General features: G+C 44.4%; 13 protein-coding genes. 4 read left to right on the forward strand and 9 right to left on the reverse strand.

All coding sequences use genetic code 11. The features are described 5' to 3' along the window. The first annotated feature begins 87 nt into the window (after positions 1-87). Positions 88-1,374, forward strand: coding sequence for a hypothetical protein (locus ASD24_RS20445; protein WP_056699690.1), 1,287 nt, complete (start codon positions 88-90; stop codon positions 1,372-1,374). 147 nt (positions 1,375-1,521) lie between these two features. Continuing rightward, on the forward strand, positions 1,522-3,144 hold the full coding sequence (locus tag ASD24_RS20450; RefSeq protein ID WP_056699694.1) for an AraC family transcriptional regulator: 1,623 nt from the start codon (positions 1,522-1,524) through the stop codon (positions 3,142-3,144). Positions 3,145-3,237: 93 nt separating this feature from the next. On the opposite strand, the gene ASD24_RS20455 is transcribed toward ASD24_RS20450, so the two are convergent. Further along, positions 3,238-3,813, reverse strand: coding sequence for a GbsR/MarR family transcriptional regulator (locus tag ASD24_RS20455; RefSeq protein ID WP_056699698.1), 576 nt, complete (start codon positions 3,811-3,813; stop codon positions 3,238-3,240). Positions 3,814-4,310: 497 nt separating this feature from the next. Here ASD24_RS20455 and ASD24_RS20460 point away from each other — a divergent pair, with 497 nt between their 5' ends. Both ASD24_RS20460 and ASD24_RS20465 read left to right on the forward strand, forming a co-directional pair. Beyond that, the gene (locus ASD24_RS20460) at positions 4,311-5,540 is read left to right on the forward strand and encodes a quaternary amine ABC transporter ATP-binding protein (protein WP_056699700.1); all 1,230 of its coding nucleotides are present in this window, start codon (positions 4,311-4,313) and stop codon (positions 5,538-5,540) included. Then, the gene (locus ASD24_RS20465; protein WP_056699705.1) at positions 5,506-8,097 is read left to right on the forward strand and encodes a glycine betaine ABC transporter substrate-binding protein; all 2,592 of its coding nucleotides are present in this window, start codon (positions 5,506-5,508) and stop codon (positions 8,095-8,097) included. Before ASD24_RS20460 ends, ASD24_RS20465 begins: the two co-directional genes overlap by 35 nt. A 201-nt stretch (positions 8,098-8,298) precedes the next feature. Here the strand turns inward: ASD24_RS20465 and ASD24_RS20470 are convergent, their stop codons facing one another. From ASD24_RS20470 to ASD24_RS20505, 8 genes are all read right to left on the reverse strand, one after another. Next, positions 8,299-9,273, reverse strand: coding sequence for an ABC transporter substrate-binding protein (locus tag ASD24_RS20470; RefSeq protein WP_056699708.1), 975 nt, complete (start codon positions 9,271-9,273; stop codon positions 8,299-8,301). A gap of 257 nt (positions 9,274-9,530) precedes the next feature. Continuing rightward, complete coding sequence (locus ASD24_RS20475) at positions 9,531-10,916, reverse strand: ABC transporter substrate-binding protein (protein WP_056699711.1); 1,386 nt, start codon at positions 10,914-10,916, stop codon at positions 9,531-9,533. A 296-nt stretch (positions 10,917-11,212) separates the two neighbouring features. Next, entirely contained in the window at positions 11,213-12,034 is an 822-nt protein-coding gene (locus ASD24_RS20480; protein ID WP_056699714.1) for a carbohydrate ABC transporter permease, read from the reverse strand. Further along, on the reverse strand, positions 12,031-12,993 hold the full coding sequence (locus ASD24_RS20485; RefSeq protein ID WP_056699717.1) for a carbohydrate ABC transporter permease: 963 nt from the start codon (positions 12,991-12,993) through the stop codon (positions 12,031-12,033). Before ASD24_RS20485 ends, ASD24_RS20480 begins: the two co-directional genes overlap by 4 nt. A 364-nt stretch (positions 12,994-13,357) precedes the next feature. Further along, positions 13,358-15,175 carry an APC family permease gene (locus ASD24_RS20490; RefSeq protein WP_056699720.1) on the reverse strand — a complete coding sequence of 606 codons (1,818 nt, stop codon included), beginning with the start codon at positions 15,173-15,175 and terminating at the stop codon, positions 13,358-13,360. A 280-nt stretch (positions 15,176-15,455) separates the two neighbouring features. Next, positions 15,456-16,310, reverse strand: coding sequence for a rhamnulose-1-phosphate aldolase (gene rhaD, locus ASD24_RS20495; RefSeq protein ID WP_056699723.1), 855 nt, complete (start codon positions 16,308-16,310; stop codon positions 15,456-15,458). A gap of 398 nt (positions 16,311-16,708) precedes the next feature. Further along, positions 16,709-17,257: a GNAT family N-acetyltransferase gene (locus tag ASD24_RS20500; RefSeq protein WP_235540710.1), complete on the reverse strand. Its 549-nt coding sequence runs from the start codon at positions 17,255-17,257 to the stop codon at positions 16,709-16,711. Positions 17,258-17,349: 92 nt separating this feature from the next. After that, entirely contained in the window at positions 17,350-18,042 is a 693-nt protein-coding gene (locus ASD24_RS20505; RefSeq protein WP_056699726.1) for a hypothetical protein, read from the reverse strand. Positions 18,043-18,053 lie beyond the last annotated feature (11 nt).

Below are 18,053 nucleotides of genomic sequence, written 5' to 3' on the forward strand. Positions count from 1 at the left end.
TGGGAGCTGTAACATTTTTTACCTTGTTTACCGATATAATTTAAAGGTCTATACATATATAACATGAAGAAGGGTGACGATTTCATTATGAACAAATGGTTGGCCAAAATGCAGCGCTCCATGGGAGCATTGCTGATCTGCGCACTGGTGGGCGGCGCAACACTCGTTGGTGGGGCTGAGGTACAAGCTGCAACGCTTAGTCAGTCTAGCGTGTATTATGATTCGGATGGCGTTCTCTACAAGGTGACTGGGGACGGCAGCGAAACGACAGAAGTATTGATTGATTATGAAGGTACCGATCCGGTCGAAGCAGGCTCTTATCTCTACTACCTGCCTTCCAATAATTCTACTACTCTGCTTAGAGTCCCGAATGATGGATCAAGTGATGCCGCAGAGACATATGCAACAGGTGTACTTGACTACTACACCGATAACGGATTCATTTATTATCTAGATACAACCGGACAGATCTATCGAGCAAATGGAAATAGCGCTGCATCTTCCGCTACAAAGATTGCCGATAAAGCAGATACAGAATTCCCGATGTTCTCGGTCAATAAAGGTCGCATATACTACAACGGTCTCGTTAATGGCAACACATGGTTTGTCTCCAAAGCTTCTAATGGAAGCGGAGCTGTGCAACGGATTGCATCTGGTGCTGTAGAGAGTCGTTACCTAGTGAATGAAGCCAAAAATGAGTTACAAGTGATGCTCAATACAGATCCCTACGAGGATTACTATTCAACCAATGCGATGGTTCTGTACAAAGTAAACTACAATACCGGCAAGGGTACAGCTGTTAATCCCAAGTCTAAGCTTGATGTGAACGCTGTGTACTCCGGTGGCTGGGGAAATAACCTTTACGTTTATAACAAAGGCATCGTGCTTGATAGCAACAAAGATTACAACTATTCAACAGGCAAAGCCTTTGCTCTGACTTCTGCGGGCAAGACCTTCCAGGTTCACAGCAAGAGTGTGCGAGAAGTCACTGCTCTAGGAACAGATAAAGTAATCATCATTGACGCAGACAAAAAAGCTTACGGCAAAACGTTTGCTAGCAACAAGGTGTCCAAATCGACTACCCTAAACCTGAACAATGTAACGTATGCGTCTAATCAGTATACGAACAGCACACCAACCACGGTGTACATCTCAGGCAACAACGGTCTCTACTCTGTTACAACAGCTTTCAAGGTAACCAAGCTTACTGGCGAAGAATGGGATACCTTCCTATTCAGAAACAACGTGCCAGGCGTGTTCTACATCAACGCAGATGACCTCTATCGGTTGTACCACGTAAATGCCAACGGCACTGGCAAAAAAGCGCTTAGTGACGTATACCTTGACGATATCCGCTTGGTTACATCAAAATAAGCAGCATTCTACTGCATGACAAATACCCTGAACCTACTAAGGTTCGGGGTATTTTTTTGTTTATACGTTATTCATTTTCAAAAAAAACTTCCATATGAGAATGATAATTGTTATCATTAAGAAAATGAACCAAAAAGGATGGTCGGTATGACTGAACAGCTTTCTTTCAATGTTGAAACTTCATCTCTGCCGTTGCTCTCTTCCATGTGCCGGGTTCGCCGTGGGGAGAATTTCCGTGTGAATAGCAGAGCGGTGTCCCGTCCAATGCTGTGCCTTGTTTTACAAGGTGAAGGTCTTCTGTCCCTTAATGATGAACTCTATTCGGCTACAGCCAATCAACTGTTTGTCTTAGAAGAAGGTACTCACGTCGAGGCCACCTCTTCGTCCAATATAACGGAATTTATTCTGGTGAGCATGAGCACGGTCATTGTGCAGCAAATCCAAGGTGAATGGAAAATGACATCTGTTCCTGGGCTTCCGCTGCATTGGCATACAGGGAGAATACTTGTCCGTCAGGAACAGCAGATCGTGGCACGCTTTAAACAACTGTACGATGCATATCGCGGTGTGACACAAGATCATTTTGTTAGCATACATAGCCAGCTCCATGAATTGCTCCAGTACGTCTCAGAGCACCGGCTAGAAGCGAATCAAGAAAGAGTTGATCCGGCACTCGAGCGTAGTATCCGATATATGCACCGCTTCATGGGAGACGGGATTAGCATGGATCAACTCGCCAAAATTGCCCACCTTACACCCAGCTCATATTCTCGAAGCTTCAAAAAAGCAAAGGGCATGTCCCCCACCGATTATCTGAACGGACTTCGGATCTGCAAAGCCAAATCACAATTAAAACAAAATGATTGTTCTATTAAAGAAATCGCAGAATCCGTCGGTTATGGCAACGAATATTATTTCAATCGCAAATTCAAACAAACTGTGGGTATTTCCCCTAGTTTATATATGAAGCAAAATCAATTAAAAGTTGCCACCGCATCGGTCCTTGCCCTGTCTGAACACCTGTCTTCCCTAGGTCTTGAGCCGGTTACCACAGTTAATGCATGGAATGACAGAGAAGTCGCTGGAAAAGAATCCCATCTCCAGTTCACTACTCAATTAGATAAACTTCGCAGAGCTAAGCCTGACTTAATCATCGCAGATTGGTACCATGAGCCCTATGTGGATACACTCAAAAGCATTGCACCCACTGTGGTCTTGAACAAAGTGGCAGACTGGCGCAAAAGTTATCTTCGAATAGGTGAACTGGTTGGAAGGGAAAAACAAGCGTTATCTCATATCAAGGAGCTAGCCTTCCGAATCTTGGAGACGAGCAAGCGTCTGCAGACTTATTTTGCTAATGAACGTATTACGCTTGTTCAAGTGACATCACAACTCGTTCGCATACAGGGGACGTTTAATCATCCACTGCCAGAATTGTTATATGGTGAGCTGGGGCTGCAACCTGCACAACTTGTCCCTCCCCATCAACCACAAAGTGAGTTCTTAGCAGAGAGTACCCCATTACTGGATACAGACCATCTGTTAATTCAACGTGTGCCCACCCTTGCTGCCAGTGAAAAAGTGTTGCGACGAATGAAGCAAACGGCAGGCTGGAACCGCTCACCTGCTGTACTTGATGGTAATGTCCATGACATTCATCATTGGTTTGAGATATGCTGGACACCTCGTGGACAGATTCAGATCATGAATGAATTAGAGCAGATTGCCCAGCAGTATGCTGCATTTTCTCAAACAGCTTGGACGCTATAAGAGCCTAAGGGCAGGTTTTTTACATTATAATCGCAGAAAAAGCGTCCTCCAGTGTGGAGAACGCCTTTTTGTGTTGATCATCTTTTTTCAGGATCAGGACTGTTCTTGAACTTCTTCCCGAGGGACAAGCTTGTATATTTCTTCATCTTCCATTGTATCAATTAATCGATCAAGCCATTTGTAATATGCCTCCGCTTGCAGCATCTTCTTCTTGTCCTCCATGAGGATATGAAGTAGCTCCGCGTCAGCTTGTTCATCCAAGTCTCGAATTAAACGATTTAGTTCTTCAATGGATTTGCGCAGGGTCTGTAGATTGCTCTCCACCGCTTTTCTCCATTTAATTACGAAATAGTCTGTAAACGTTTGGTGCCAGTCATACTCTACTTCATATAGATCTTTACGAGAGCCCTTACTCCATACCTTATTCACCATTTTCAGATCCAGCAGGGTGCGTACGCCGGTACTCATGCTTGTTTTGCTCATTTCCATTTCCCGTCCCATATCGTCAAGGGTCATTGGTTTGTCCGCAAAAAAAAGTAAACCGTATAAGTGTCCCGTGGACAGCGTCACGCCGTATAGATCCATATTACGTCCAATCGCTTCAATGACGCGTTTACGGATTCTGAGAACTGTTTCCTGCTGCTCTTCTTGTAAATGGTCCAAGCCCATGCTTGCAACCTCCATTCTGAACATTACCAGTCTTGGCAAAAATAATTGCACCCTTACAAAGTCCTGCTTACATGGGAAAGCATCCGGCCGGACATCCTATACGCCAGAGGGCTCTGATCACCCAATGTATTAAAATGGTAACTCTGCCAAGATACATTTGCCTATGACTCTCTTTTAACCAAAAAATTAACTTCAATTCAACCCATTTTCTATTTTAGAAAAAGCATTCTGAAAAGTAAAGGTTTCTAATTAGCCAGAATAAGGAGATAGACGGAGCATATGACAGGAAAACTTTGTACAGTTTTTACTGTACAAACATTATGTACTGTTTATTCGGTTGATATACTGGTTAAGTATTGTTAGAATAAAAAACGTTACCCAGAAAGACGGGAAGCGAAGCAACGATTACCGGATTTCGTGGCTGGGCGCACAAGTGTATGGGCTTGTGGATGCTGTAAGCCGTTCGAAGTGCACAACACATCAGAAGGGGTGAAAACATGACCATACTTGAAGTGAAGAATGTAAGTAAACTGTTTGGCCCCCAAACCGAGCAAGGATTACAATTGTTAGAGCAAGGTTGGGGTAAAGAAAAGTTGGCCAAAGAAAAACAGATAACGGTTGGTGTCAATCGGGTCAACATGGAGATCAAAGAAGGCGAGATTTTCGTTATCATGGGCTTGTCCGGTAGTGGTAAATCCACACTGGTTCGTATGTTTAATCGATTAATCGAACCAACATCTGGAGAAATTCTGGTTCATGGCAAAGATTTACGTAAGATGAACAAAGAACAATTGCGCGAAGTACGTCGGAAAACAATCAGCATGGTTTTTCAAAAATTTGCATTGTTCCCGCACCGTACCGTTCTCGATAATGTGGAGTATGGACTCGAAGTCCAAAAAGTGGACAAAGAAGTTCGACGTGAAAAAGCAAAAACGTCGCTTGAGCTGGTTGGCCTAAAAGGCTGGGAAGACAAAATGCCGGATGAGCTCAGTGGTGGTATGCAACAGCGTGTAGGTCTTGCTCGTGCGCTTGCCAATGATCCAGAAGTGCTGTTGATGGATGAAGCCTTCAGCGCCCTCGATCCACTGATTCGCCGTGATATGCAGGATGAACTGATTGAGCTTCAGGATAAAATGAAAAAGACGATTATTTTCATTACCCATGACTTGGACGAAGCGCTGCGCATCGGCGATCGTATTGCTCTTATGAAAGATGGAGCCGTCGTGCAGATCGGTACACCGGAAGAAATTATGATTCAACCGGCCAACTCCTATGTGGCCCGCTTCGTCGAAGACGTGGACTTGTCCAAAGTCCTTACCGCCTCTCACGTTATGCGTCGCCCTGAAACGATTACACTAGATCGTGGTCCTCGTGTTGCCCTCGAATTAATGCGCGAACGTGGTATTTCCAACCTGTTTGTCATTGACCGTTCGAAGAAATTGCTAGGTGTTATTACGGCTGAAGATGCTTCTCGTGCAATGCGTGATAGTAAGACATTGAACGACATCCTGATTACGGATGGGCCAACCGTGCCACCTGAAACGTTGATTCATGAGTTGTTCGAGATTACAAGTTCTGCCCATGTGCCACTTGCTGTTGTTGGTGAGAATGGTCGTCTGCAAGGTGTTATCGTCCGCGGTGCCCTGCTGGGTGCTCTTAGCGGTGAAGTTGCAGTAAAGGAGGAACTTGTGAATGATTCCCAAAATACCACTAGCATCGTGGATTGAATCCATTGTTGACTGGATGAGCTCCTCGCTCTCTGGATTGTTTAAAGTTATTTCTGTTGTTATTCAGGAAGTGGTCGGATTTTTCTCAGGGTTATTTATGTTACCCCACCCACTCCTGTTCATTGCGATATTAGGTGTTCTTGCGTTTATTGTGGGACGACTCCCACTGACCCTATTTACAGTTATCGGATTCCTGCTCGTAGATAACCTCGGGTACTGGTCTCAATCGATGGATACACTCGGTCTCGTTATCACTTCAGGGTTAATCTCCATCCTACTTGGTGTACCGATTGGTATCTGGCTGGCATACAGCAAAACAGCGGCACGAATTATTACACCGCTACTTGACTTCATGCAGACAATGCCTGCATTCGTCTACTTGCTGCCTGCGGTTACCTTCTTTAGCCTGGGTGTTGTACCAGGTGTTATCGCATCTGTTATTTTTGCGATTCCGCCAACGATTCGTCTGACTCACCTCGGGATCAATCAGGTATCGGGCGAACTTGTTGAAGCAGCCGATGCATTTGGTTCGACTTCTGCACAGAAATTGTTCAAAGTACAACTTCCTCTCGCCTTACCTACAGTGATGTCCGGTATTAACCAGACCATCATGTTGTCCCTCTCTATGGTCGTTATCGCGTCCATGATTGGTGCACAAGGTATTGGTGCCGAAGTATATCGTGCGGTTACTCAACTGCAAATTGGTAAAGGTTTCGAAGCAGGTCTCGCTGTTGTCGTACTCGCTATTGTGCTTGACCGATTCACACAGAATCTGTTCATGCCAGGTCGCAAGAGAACATCACGCGTTACATCGAAACAAAAAGCTTGGATTACTGCAGCAGCGACACTCGTGGTGCTCGTAGCTGGCTTCTCACAGTATTTCGTAGGCGGTACAACTTCCGCTGGCGGAAACAATGGAGCTGCTAATGCTGTAGGTGATGAAGTGAATTATCAAATTATTGGTATCGATCCAGGTGCTGGTATTATGAAATCAACCTCAAAAGCGATTGAGGATTACAATCTAACAGATTGGACGCTCATCGAAGGCTCTGGTGCAGCAATGACTGCTACACTGGATAAAGCCATCAAAAATGAAGAACCTATTATCATTACAGGTTGGACTCCGCACTGGATGTTCAACAAATATGATCTTAAATATTTGGAAGATCCCAAAAAATCCTTCGGGGACGCTGAAGAAATTCATACCATTGCTCGTAAAGGATTGAAAGAAGATCATCCTGTCGCTTTCGAATTCTTGTCCCGCTTCAATTGGACATCGGATGATATGGGTGAAATGATGATTGCCATCCAAGATGGTACATCACCGGAAGAAGCTGCTAAAGCTTATGCTGAGAAGCATACTGATCAGATCGATGAATGGACTAAAGGTCTAACACCGGTAAATGGCGATGCTTTCAAGCTCAGCTATGTTGCTTGGGATTCCGAAATCGCGAGTACAAACTTGCTAAAATATGTGATGGAAACAAAACTTGGTTACAAAGTTAATGCCCTTCAAGTTGAAGCAGGTCCAATGTGGACGGGTGTTGCTTCTGGTGACGTAGATGCCTCTCCGGCAGCATGGTTGCCACTGACACATGCGGACTATTGGGATCGGTACAAAGATCAAATTGACGATCTTGGTGCTAACATGACGGGTGTACGTACTGGTCTTGTGGTTCCTAGTTATATGACAGATGTTAATTCCATTGAAGATCTGGAAACTGGCGCTTCTTCTGCTGCTGCTCCAACAGCAAGTACGAATGTAGGCAACGATGTGAATCACCAAATCGTTGGGATTGACCCAGGTGCAGGTCTGATGAAAGCTACAGCAAATGCCATTGAGAATTATGGTTTAACGAACTGGAATCTAATCGAAGGCTCTGGAGCGGCAATGACTGCATCTCTGGACAAAGCCTATAAAAATCAAGAACCGATCATCGTTACTGGTTGGACTCCTCACTGGATGTTCAATCAGTATGATCTAAAGTATCTGGACGACCCCGACAAAATCTTTGGGGATGCAGAGGAAGTTCACACCGTTGGTCGTAAAGGAATAAAAGAAGATCATCCTGTGGCTTACGAATTCTTCTCTCGCTTTAATTGGACTGCCGACGAAATGAGTGAAATCATGGTCGACATTCAAAAAGGTATTTCCCCTGAAGAAGCTGCCAAGACTTATGCTGAGAAACATCCAGACCAAATTGAGGAATGGATCACAGGGCTTACACCTGTTAATGGTGATACGCTACGTCTAGGTTATGTTGCATGGGACTCTGAGATTGCAAGTACGAATCTAATGAAATACATCCTTGAGACGGATCTAGGTTACAACGTGCAAGCACTGCAAGTCGAAGCAGGTCCAATGTGGGCAGGCTTAGCAGCAGGTGATATCGATGCATCTCCAGCCGTTTGGCTTCCACTTACTCATGGAGACTATTGGGATTCGTACGGAGACAAAATCGATGATATCGCTGTAAGCATGACAGGCGTGAAACAAGGACTTGTCGTTCCAACTTACATGGACATCAATTCTGTCGAAGATTTAAAAGATAATTAACCCAATTCGAGTTGTATAAACCTGAATTTGGAAAAAAATCAAGCAATGTTACGCTGCTCATATATAATAAAACAACCTTCTCGATGAGCGAGAAGGTTGTTTTGTTTTTGCGAAATTTTGAAATGCGAAGGCCAAACCTGTGCGTGTGCGTATATGTTGCCTTTTTTCAATCGGCATAAAAGAACTCATAAGTTCTTCTACTTACTTCGTTGTACCAAGAAACGCTTCTTTGAAGATGTTCAATACATATTCAAGTGTAGTTGGATCACTATACGTGACAGCTTTCGTTTCCAGCTCAATGACGTGTTTATTCTGAACAGAAGGTATATTGCTCCAAATGGTAGATTTCATAATTTCATTGTCCCGAGTCATATCTCTACTGACTACAACAAAATCACCCATGTATTCAGAAAGAACCTCAAGTGATAAGGAGTGATAGCCTTCTTGTAGTGTATCATTCTTCACTTGTTCCGGCATATTCAGCTTCATGGCTTGATATAACGCTTCGGTTCCCCGCGCCCAATGGTCTCCCATGACAAACACTTCTTTTTCAAATATTTCAATTGTGGATACCGTCACGTTATCCCCATATTTAGCTTTGATCTCATTGCCGATATCTTCTGCTCTTTTTGTGAAATCATCAATCCATGCTTGTGCTTCAGCTTCTTTATTCAGTACTTTACCGATCTCTAACTGTTGATCCAAGTAGTCCAGTTTGCCCCAAGTATACACAATGGTAGGTGCAATCTTAGACAGTTGTTCTAGATTCTTCGCCGTTGAACCTGCGATGATTAAATCCGGATTCAATGCCGCGATGCTCTCTGGATCCGAGTCTGTTACGATGGCAACATCTTTTAATTTGTCCTGGAACAGCGGATTTGCCGCAGTCCATTCATCCACACCCACTGGTGTTACATCCATAGAAAGTATATTAGGGCCATTAGACAGAGCAACGATTCTCTCGGGCTTGGCCGGAATCTCTACAGGGCCAGTTTCAGACTGATACGTAATTGTATCCGTTGTCTCTTCCTGAGCAGCACCTGTACTTGTTGTATCAGCAGCAGTCTCCTGATTGCTGTTACTGGTTGCATTGTTTGAAGCATCGTTACCGCAGGCGCTGGCGATGATCGTGAACAACATGATCACAATCAACGGCAGGATCATTCTCTTTTTCATCTGTCTTTTCTCCCCTAATCATTAATCATTAATCATTAATCATTAATGATAATCATTATCATTTTATCGTGCTGATTATATGATAGGAGCTGCTAGGGTGTCAATCTTTTTCCTTGCTACGATTCTACTTAGCAATAAATAAACTAGATGTCAGATTCTTAGACTATAATTGACTCTCTTTGGTTGACATCCGACAAAAAAACGACGATCATATTCGACCGCCGCATCTGAGTTTTTGTTATGAGATTAATCCAACATTATTTCTTCACTGTGCTATTATACTGTGCGATCTTATCTGTGATTTGCTTCGCAGCTGCATCCAGAGCTTCCTGAGGTTCACCTTGTCCATTCAGAACGGTCTCGATTGCTCCTTCGACAATTTGTCTTGCTTCTGGGAATACACCCATAACTGCGCCAGAAGTTGCTGTCGAATCAACAGAAGCGTGCAATTGGTCGACTGCTGTCTGGAATTGCGGGTACTTCGCCATATTATCCTTTAATACTTGCTGATCGTAAGCTGCTGTCGTAATTGGGAAGTATCCTGTCGCAACACTCCAGTTCGCTTGTACTTCTGGTGTCGCCAAATACTTGATGAATTCCCACGCTGCTTGTTGTTGTGCATCGGATTTGTTATTCATAATGTACAAGCTTGCACCACCAACCACAACTCCACCTTCTTTTGCATCTGCTGGGCGTGGCAAGAATCCTGTTCCAAGTTCAAACTTACCGCCAGAGCCTTCTACAATTTTACGCAATCCCGCCGTAGAATCCAGTGTCATACCGATTTGTTGTGCTGTAAATGCTGCTGTTGTATCATCTGTGCTACGTCCAAGATTAGATACGGTTTTCTCGTCGATCATCTTTTTCCACCATGATAATGTCTTCACGCCAGCTTCGGAGTTCAACAGAGATTCAGTAGCTGCACTGTCTCGACCGTTACCATTGTTTACATAATCTGCATTCTGGTTAGCGAAGAATTGCTCCATGAACCAGCCATAGATCGCCATGGAAGCGCCTGGTTTACCGTCTTTGCCCAGTGCTTTAGCTGCTTGTTCGAACTCTTCATATGTCTTCGGTGGGTTCTCTGGATCCAAGCCCGCTGCTTTGAACATGTCTTTGTTGTAGTAGAGAATTGGGTTCGATGTATTAAAAGGCATCGCGTTCAATTTACCATCAATGGTGTAATAACGAATGATGTTTGGCTCCAATTGAGAGAGATCAAAGTTATCCTTATCAATAAATTGCTGTACTGGCGTAATCATGCCAGAGTCAATCATGAACTTACTGCCGATCTCATAAACTTGGATGATATCAGGGCCACTATCTGATCCCATTGAGGCTTTCAGTTTGTTCAAGCTCTCATCATATTTACCTTGATAGATTGCTTTTACCTGAATGTCAGGATGACTAGCGTTGAAGTCGGATGCAAGCTGATTGATCGCTTTTTCCCCTGCACCGGACATGGAGTGCCACCAATTCAATTGAACCGGCTCAGTGGTAGCTGCAGCGGCATCTGCTTGTCCACCAGACGCTGGCGTGCTGCTTGTGTCTGCTTTGGTACCACATGCGGAGATAACTAACATGAGTGCTGCCAACATTAAAGCGAACGTTCCTCTTTTTTTCAACCGAAATACCTTTACCATGATCTCTCTCCTTTTTTGGGGCTCATTTCGTAATAAGTGCTTCACTACTCTGCAAGATGGCCGTTACGGATCCGAATCGTTCTTTTGATCGCTGTTGTCTCCAGATTTATTGGAATGATATCTTAATTGTATAAATCCGGAGACAAAGGCGAGCGCTTCGCTTCTTCAGAATCGATTCTTCTCCTCCACTACTTTTGCAGTCTAATAAAACCTTATTACAGATTGAGCCTGGTTTACTCGCTCGTAGCATTGGAATGCGTGGATCTTTTACAACAGTGGTGAAAGCTTTGATATAACTAGCCTTTCAATGCGCCAGCCGCCATTCCGCGGACAAGCTGTTTCAACCCAAACACCAGCAGCAACAAGGATGGTAGAATGACCATCGCCGTGCCGGCAAATACCAGATTCCATGCAGTGGATTCCTGGAACTCCAGCATCGAGATCCCGATCTGTACCGTTCTCATCTCTGGGGTATTCGTTACAAGCAACGGCCATAGATACGAATTGTACATACTGAGGAATGAATAGATCGCTAGAGTTCCAAGCGCTGGGCGAGATAGCGGTAGTACATGCGATACAAAATATCGAATGTGTCCACAGCCATCAATTTTTGCTGCCTCAAACAACTCTTTGGGAAGCTGCATGAAGAACTGTCTTAGCAGGAAGGTACCAAACGCCGTAGCCAGGAACGGAACCGTTAAGCCTTGATACGTATCAAGCCAGCCCCAACTACGAACCGTCAGATAGTTCGGAATCATCGTGACTTCCCAAGGGATCATCATCGTGGCGACAAACATACTGAAGATGACGTTTTTCCCTTTAAACTGCATTTTGGCAAAAGCATATGCAGCCATGCTCGCCGTAATCAATTGCCCCAGCATGGTCAGTCCCGCAACCAGGAAGGTATTCCAGATAAACGTACCAATTGGCACGATATCGAATACTTCGGAGAAGTTGGACAGATCAATCGACTGCGGAATGATATGCGGCGGATAGGCACTTGCATCCTCGGGCGTCATCACAGCCATGAAGAAGGTATACATGACCGGATACAGCACCAGTGCCGCACAGATCGTGAGAAGCACATACAATAAGGTGTTAATCCAAGGAGTTCTCATTGATAATGTACTTTCCTTTCTACCCATTTGAACTGAATTAGGGTTAGAAGCATAATGACCGCGAACAGAATAAGCGCCTGCGCACTACCTGTTCCGAAGCGGAAATTAACAAAGGCTTCCTGATAGATCGAGTAGACGAATACGTTTGTACTGTCCATCGGTCCCCCTCGGGTTAAAATATTGATCTGACCAAACGACTGGAACGCACCAATGATGGAAACCACGCTGACAAAAAACAGCGTAGGTGATAGCAGCGGCATTGAGATTTTGCGAAACGTAAGCAATGGTCCTGCTCCATCAATTTTCGCACTCTCATAGATTTCATCCGGGATGCCCTGCAATCCACTGGACAAAATAATGTAATTAAATCCAAGATTCATCCAGATGGTCATCATTGAAATGGAGATTAGTGCCCAATCCGGACTGGTTAGCCAAGGAATCGGATCAATGCCGACTTTTCCTAACAAATAATTCAGCATGCCCAGTGTCGGATGGAACAGAAACTTCCAGATGACCGCTGACGAACCTACAGATAATACAACGGGTAGAGAAAAGACAAACTGGAACACACGCATTCCCTTAAATTTGTTATGGGTTAGCGCAGCGAGAATCAGAGCTGCCAGGATGCCCGTTGGCACCGTGAACAGAACGAACAACAACGTCACTTTCATTCCTTGAAGAAACAGCCCGGATTGGAAAACCGCCTTAAAGTTGTCCAGTCCTACATAGGCAGCAATCTGTCCCGTAGGATCAGTTGAATGCATACTGAGGTACACAGATTTAAACATTGGATAGAACAGGAACACTGCGAACAAAAGCAGCGACGGTGCCAGGAAACCATAGGCCAGCATATTCTCCCGCATCCGTTGTACTCGGAGCGAAGCCGTTCGGCGCTCACTTGTCTTCGATATACGCCGATTGGCAGCAGGCAAGCCGATCCGGTTATCAAGCTCACTCATCGGATTTTCTTCCCCCTTGATTAGCATTCGGTCATGACTCAAGCGTCATAACCACCTTAATCAGTCTATAAGTTCAACATCATTGCAGAATCCATTCTGAATCAACGTAATGTTAATCGTGGACAAGTGGGTTTACCAAATGGATCATGTTGAAACAGCTTCCATATTAATGGATAAAATGACAAAAAAACCGCATGTACTCCCTCCATTCGGGAAGTTTCATGCGGCTGTCTTTGTAAAAGCGAAATGAAAAGTCCATTTCCTGAAATATCACTCATTTTACACAAAACTGGAAAATACCAATTTACAAAGGTACTCTAGTTCGTTGCACGGTCAGATTGTTTCCCCCTCACCCTCATTATGTCTATCGATTAAGATGATAGGGCACAGTCGTGACGATGACGTCCTTGTAATTAATCAAATAGGTTCGAATCATGAAGCTCGTTTGATTATGCAGTACATTTTGCCACCAATGCTTGGTGATGAATTGTGGGATTAGAATGGTAATGTGATCCGTCTCGGATGTTTTCCACTCCACGGTATCGATGAACTTTTTCAAAGGCCCCATAATGCTACGGTATCTGGACTTCACCACCACGAGGCGCACACCCGGGTTCCACTCTGCCCACTTTTTCTCCATCTTGTGAATCGCCTCATCATCGAAACCGATGTATAGCGCTACAACGTTATCCGACATCGTCTGGGCATAACTGATCGTATTCATCACTACCCGTGTAATGCCTGCCACTGGAATCACGATCGTATTCCCTTTTCGAGCCGGCTTCTCCGATTGGATGTCAATTCGCAGCTCATCAGCGATGTTACAGTAGTGACGGTGAATGCGCATGAATCCATAAACGACGAGTGGTAAGAAAATAAAGATAACCCATGTCTGCGTGAACTTGGTGAAAATAAAAATTAAGGTGATCGACAAGGTCGTCAGCATACCCACCGTATTAACGAGTAACTTCGTTCTCCAGCCCGATGGTTTGACTTTGATCCAGCGAATCATCATGCCGAGTTGTGATAACGTAAATGGAATGAACACACCCACCGCGTAGAGGGGAATGAGACTTTCCGTGTTCCCTTTGAAGCCTACAACGAGCAATGCAGACATTACACTTAGAAAAATAATACCGTTAGAAAAGCCTAATCGGTCTCCCCTCACCATGAACATATGCGGCATATATTTGTCTTTGGCCATCATGAACGACAACAGCGGGAAAGCCGAATATGCCGTATTCGCAGCCAGGAATAGAATGAGTGCTGTCACACCTTGGATGATAAAATACATTGTGCCTCTGCCAAAGGTTGCTTCAGCAATCTGTGAAATAACCGTTGCCTGAGGATCAGGCTTCACGCCATAACCAAAAGCGAGCAACGTAATGCCGATGAACATTGCGCCAAGAATGCATCCCATCAGCAGTAGGGTTCCTGCCGCATTTTTCTCCGCAGGCTGCTTGAAGTTCGGAATGGCATTACTTACGGCCTCCACCCCGGTTAGTGCAGAACAGCCTGAGCTGAATGCCTTAAGTAATAGGAATATACTTACGTGCGAGAGACTGGTTCCGAACTCAGGTGCTGCGGCATGCATACCTCCAGTGAAGAACTTGATCCCACCAGAGATGATAAGAATTGCAATGGAGAAAATAAACAGATAGATCGGGAGCGCCAGCACGGATGCCGACTCTGTGACCCCTCTTAGATTCATTATGGTTAAAAATACAATCATCAACAGCGCAATTGCTATGCTGTGATCATGTAGAGCGGGAAATGCTGACGTAATCGCGTCGGTTCCTGCAGATGAACTTACAGCAACCGTTAGGATATAATCGACCAGCAATGATCCTCCGGCGATCAGGCTCGGCGTTGTACCCAGATTATCCTTCGCGACAATGTACGCCCCGCCCCCTGTAGGATAGGCAAATATCGTCTGACGATAAGAGAATATTAAAATGACAAGTAATCCAAGCACAGCGATGGAGATCGGCACGGAATACCACAGAGCGGCAAATCCAGCCGCAACGAGCACTAGTAAAATCTGTTCCGTACCGTAGGCTACAGAGGATAATGCATCCGAGGATAGAATCGCGAGAGCCTTCCATTTCCCCAGTTTCTCTCCATCCAATTGCGCCGATTTCATCGGCTTGCCTATTAAGACCCTCTTCATTTTGCCAATCATGATCATGACTTCCTTCCGTCTTTCATGTGTGAAGCATTGTTATTATGCAAAATCGCGAGCGCAATAACAATACGTCATTTCACCCGAAATTCGTCAGCGTGAGATAATGCATTCTACAATTCAATAATGAATAACAAAGCCATTCTTTATGATCTATTTGAACTTTTTTGAGCTAAATTGACGTTTGGATGCCAAAAAAAAAGAAACGGACTTCGGTTCGTGAACCAAAGACCATTTCCTCTTCCACTCGTAAATCACTCCTCTACGAGCAATACATATATTAAGTGCCGATGATACCTGGACGTGGAGTCACGCCGAAAGCTTGTGCGAGTGTTGTGAGCTGTTCATCCGTAATACGTTGTCTAATCTCATGACCAGCAACCAGCATATACACTTGGGCAGCCTTCTCAATCGTCTCAATGAGTCCGAAGGCTTCATCAATCGTTGTCCCTGTACCGAAAATACCGTGCTGTGGCCAGATCACTGCGTGATACTCTTTCATTTTCTCAGCCGTCTCCCGTCCAATCTCATTCGACCCCGGGATCATCCACGGAATGATGCCTACACCATCTGGGAATACAACCACACATTCCGTACACATCTGCCATAACGTCTTCGTAAACTTCGCTTCGTCTAGTTCATGGATGAATGTCATTGCCAGTACATTGGTCGCATGGTTATGCATCACAACCCGGTGATTCGAGTCGATTTTTAACCGTTCGATATGACTCATGAAGTGGGTAGGCAGCTCACTAGTTGGATTGGCTCCCGATTTCAAACCCCATAATACCTCCAATTCCTGCCCATCCTGCGAGACACGCAGCAATCCGAGATTACTCTCTGGGTCAGCTAGCACATTTTTGAAATATTTACCCGAAGCGGTCACGATAAAATATTTCCCTGCCAGCTCATGTACAGCAAATGCGGGTTTAATCGTACGGATGACGTGATGAATATCGATATACTGAGCAACTTCTTCTTCCTCCAGCAAATAGCTGACGTTACCACCATTGCGTTCATCCCAGCCATTTTTCCACATATGCTGTGTAATTTCGGCCATCTCACGGATAAAGGGAATATTCCAGCCAGCAGGTCGATCCGTTTCGTTCGTTTTATTCGTAAGGGTCACGTTCATGATCATTCTCTCCTTAGATTGCCTCATTTTTTTAGCTAACCACGTACTAGTAAGTTCCTTTTTTCACATTCATTATACCTTTGTTTATCTTTATAAGTCAATCATATTATCGTATTTTTATTTTACTTATCTTTGTTTATGTTTGTTTATCTGTTGTATTTTAAAATCAAACAAAAAAAATCCCCACCGGCATCCGGCGGGGTCAGTCACACATCTATCTAACACGAGAAGGGGTTTACAAGAAATATCTTACCCTCGCTACCTTAATAGAAGCTGAAAATGAAATAAAAAATCGATGAATTTGGATTCTATTCGACGTAACTCATTACGAGTTGCCAATAGAGCACCATTGTGTGAGCGCTGTACTTCCTAATGTTATGTTCATCGAATCATTAATCTTATCTCTGGGGCGGGCTCTGCAAGAGATATGACGGATGCATCTTTCCTGTCTGCTCGACCAATTCATCCCCATCATAAGAGAAGCCGAGTTTAAGCAACATTCGTTCGCAAGCTTCATTCTCTGGATGATGTTCTGCCACGAGCCTCTTAGCACCTAGTTCTTCAAATGCATATCGGATCACCGCCTGTGCAGCCTCTGTCGCATAACCTTGACCCCAATGATCCCTTGTCAGATGAACACCCAATTCATACATGTACTCATCCGATGAATGTGGCTGAAGCCCACAGCAACCTACCAATACACCCGTTTCTTTCTCAAACATGGGCCAGTATTGCACATTTTCTTCCTGTTGCCGTTTCATCTCTTGCGTGAGTCTTGCTTCAATCTCATCTTCGTTAAAAAATCCCTTGTTGCTCATCCACTTCGTCACCTCTGGATCACCCCAAAGCGCAGATGCCAAAGGACGATCCTCTTCAGTCCACGTCGCGAACTCAAGTCGGTCAGTTTTAAGAAACGTTTCTCGCTCTGTTCTCATCGTTTCCTTCATGGTCTTACAACCTCCCATCAGTATGACCAGTTCATTGATTCCTTTACAATGAATTAATCGAATGGGAGCGACGTTAAACAGGAGGTTTATGTCTACAGTTGCTTAGCTAGCTTTTCGAATTGATCGATGTGCGGTTTAATTTCTTTTTCTACACTCTTAATAAATGTAGTAAACTGCTTCTGACTAAACTCGCCACCAACACCGACATTACGATATATATTTCCCTTTTTATATGTAAATGAGAAGAAATACCCGCTCTTTAACCCTGCTAACATATTTCCTGGTTCACCCATCATCTCTAAGCTCAGCTTAGCGTCTTTGTACATAAAATAATACGGTGGATCGTACTCCCCATGTCGAACATCATAACCTGTAACCCATTGATCCTTGGCAAACGTACCTGTCCGGATCTGATTCTCAAGCACTGTTGCTTCATTAGATATTTCCTTGATCTCTAGTTGACCCTGGCCATCTTTCTTATCATTCTTCCAATTCCCCTCATATTTAAGGGTCGTAATGCTGTATTCGTCACGCGTAATCAACTGGTATACCCCGTAACCCGAGCGTTTACCATTCACCCAGCTGCCACTGTAAGTCTTGCTCTTGCTCCATGTCATCGTTCCATCACCATGAGGTTTACCATTCTTCGTTTCCCCATAATAGGTCGCTCCATTACTAAAATCCAGAGTGGTCATGGAGGAAGCTGCCTGCGTGGACGTAGAAGGCAAGATGAATGCCAGACATAACGTAACACTCAACATGTACTTCAACAGTTTATTCAACATTTGATCCTTCC

This window comes from Paenibacillus sp. Root52 (genome assembly GCF_001426865.1).
In the GTDB taxonomy this organism is placed as follows: domain Bacteria; phylum Bacillota; class Bacilli; order Paenibacillales; family Paenibacillaceae; genus Paenibacillus.

Bases quoted from the DNA above. Each gene is read 5' to 3' on its own strand.
- ASD24_RS20485 (WP_056699717.1), bottom strand. From the start codon at position 12,993: ATGAGTGAGCTTGATAACCGGATCGGCTTGCCTGCTGCCAATCGGCGT.
- ASD24_RS20480 (WP_056699714.1), bottom strand. From the start codon at position 12,034: ATGAGAACTCCTTGGATTAACACCTTATTGTATGTGCTTCTCACGATC.
- ASD24_RS20450 (WP_056699694.1), top strand. From the start codon at position 1,522: ATGACTGAACAGCTTTCTTTCAATGTTGAAACTTCATCTCTGCCGTTG.
- ASD24_RS20455 (WP_056699698.1), bottom strand. From the start codon at position 3,813: ATGGGCTTGGACCATTTACAAGAAGAGCAGCAGGAAACAGTTCTCAGA.
- ASD24_RS20445 (WP_056699690.1), top strand. From the start codon at position 88: ATGAACAAATGGTTGGCCAAAATGCAGCGCTCCATGGGAGCATTGCTG.
- rhaD (WP_056699723.1), bottom strand. From the start codon at position 16,310: ATGAACGTGACCCTTACGAATAAAACGAACGAAACGGATCGACCTGCT.
- ASD24_RS20460 (WP_056699700.1), top strand. From the start codon at position 4,311: ATGACCATACTTGAAGTGAAGAATGTAAGTAAACTGTTTGGCCCCCAA.
- ASD24_RS20500 (WP_235540710.1), bottom strand. From the start codon at position 17,257: ATGAAGGAAACGATGAGAACAGAGCGAGAAACGTTTCTTAAAACTGAC.
- ASD24_RS20475 (WP_056699711.1), bottom strand. From the start codon at position 10,916: ATGGTAAAGGTATTTCGGTTGAAAAAAAGAGGAACGTTCGCTTTAATG.
- ASD24_RS20465 (WP_056699705.1), top strand. From the start codon at position 5,506: ATGATTCCCAAAATACCACTAGCATCGTGGATTGAATCCATTGTTGAC.
- ASD24_RS20505 (WP_056699726.1), bottom strand. From the start codon at position 18,042: ATGTTGAATAAACTGTTGAAGTACATGTTGAGTGTTACGTTATGTCTG.
- ASD24_RS20470 (WP_056699708.1), bottom strand. From the start codon at position 9,273: ATGAAAAAGAGAATGATCCTGCCGTTGATTGTGATCATGTTGTTCACG.
- ASD24_RS20490 (WP_056699720.1), bottom strand. From the start codon at position 15,175: ATGATTGGCAAAATGAAGAGGGTCTTAATAGGCAAGCCGATGAAATCG.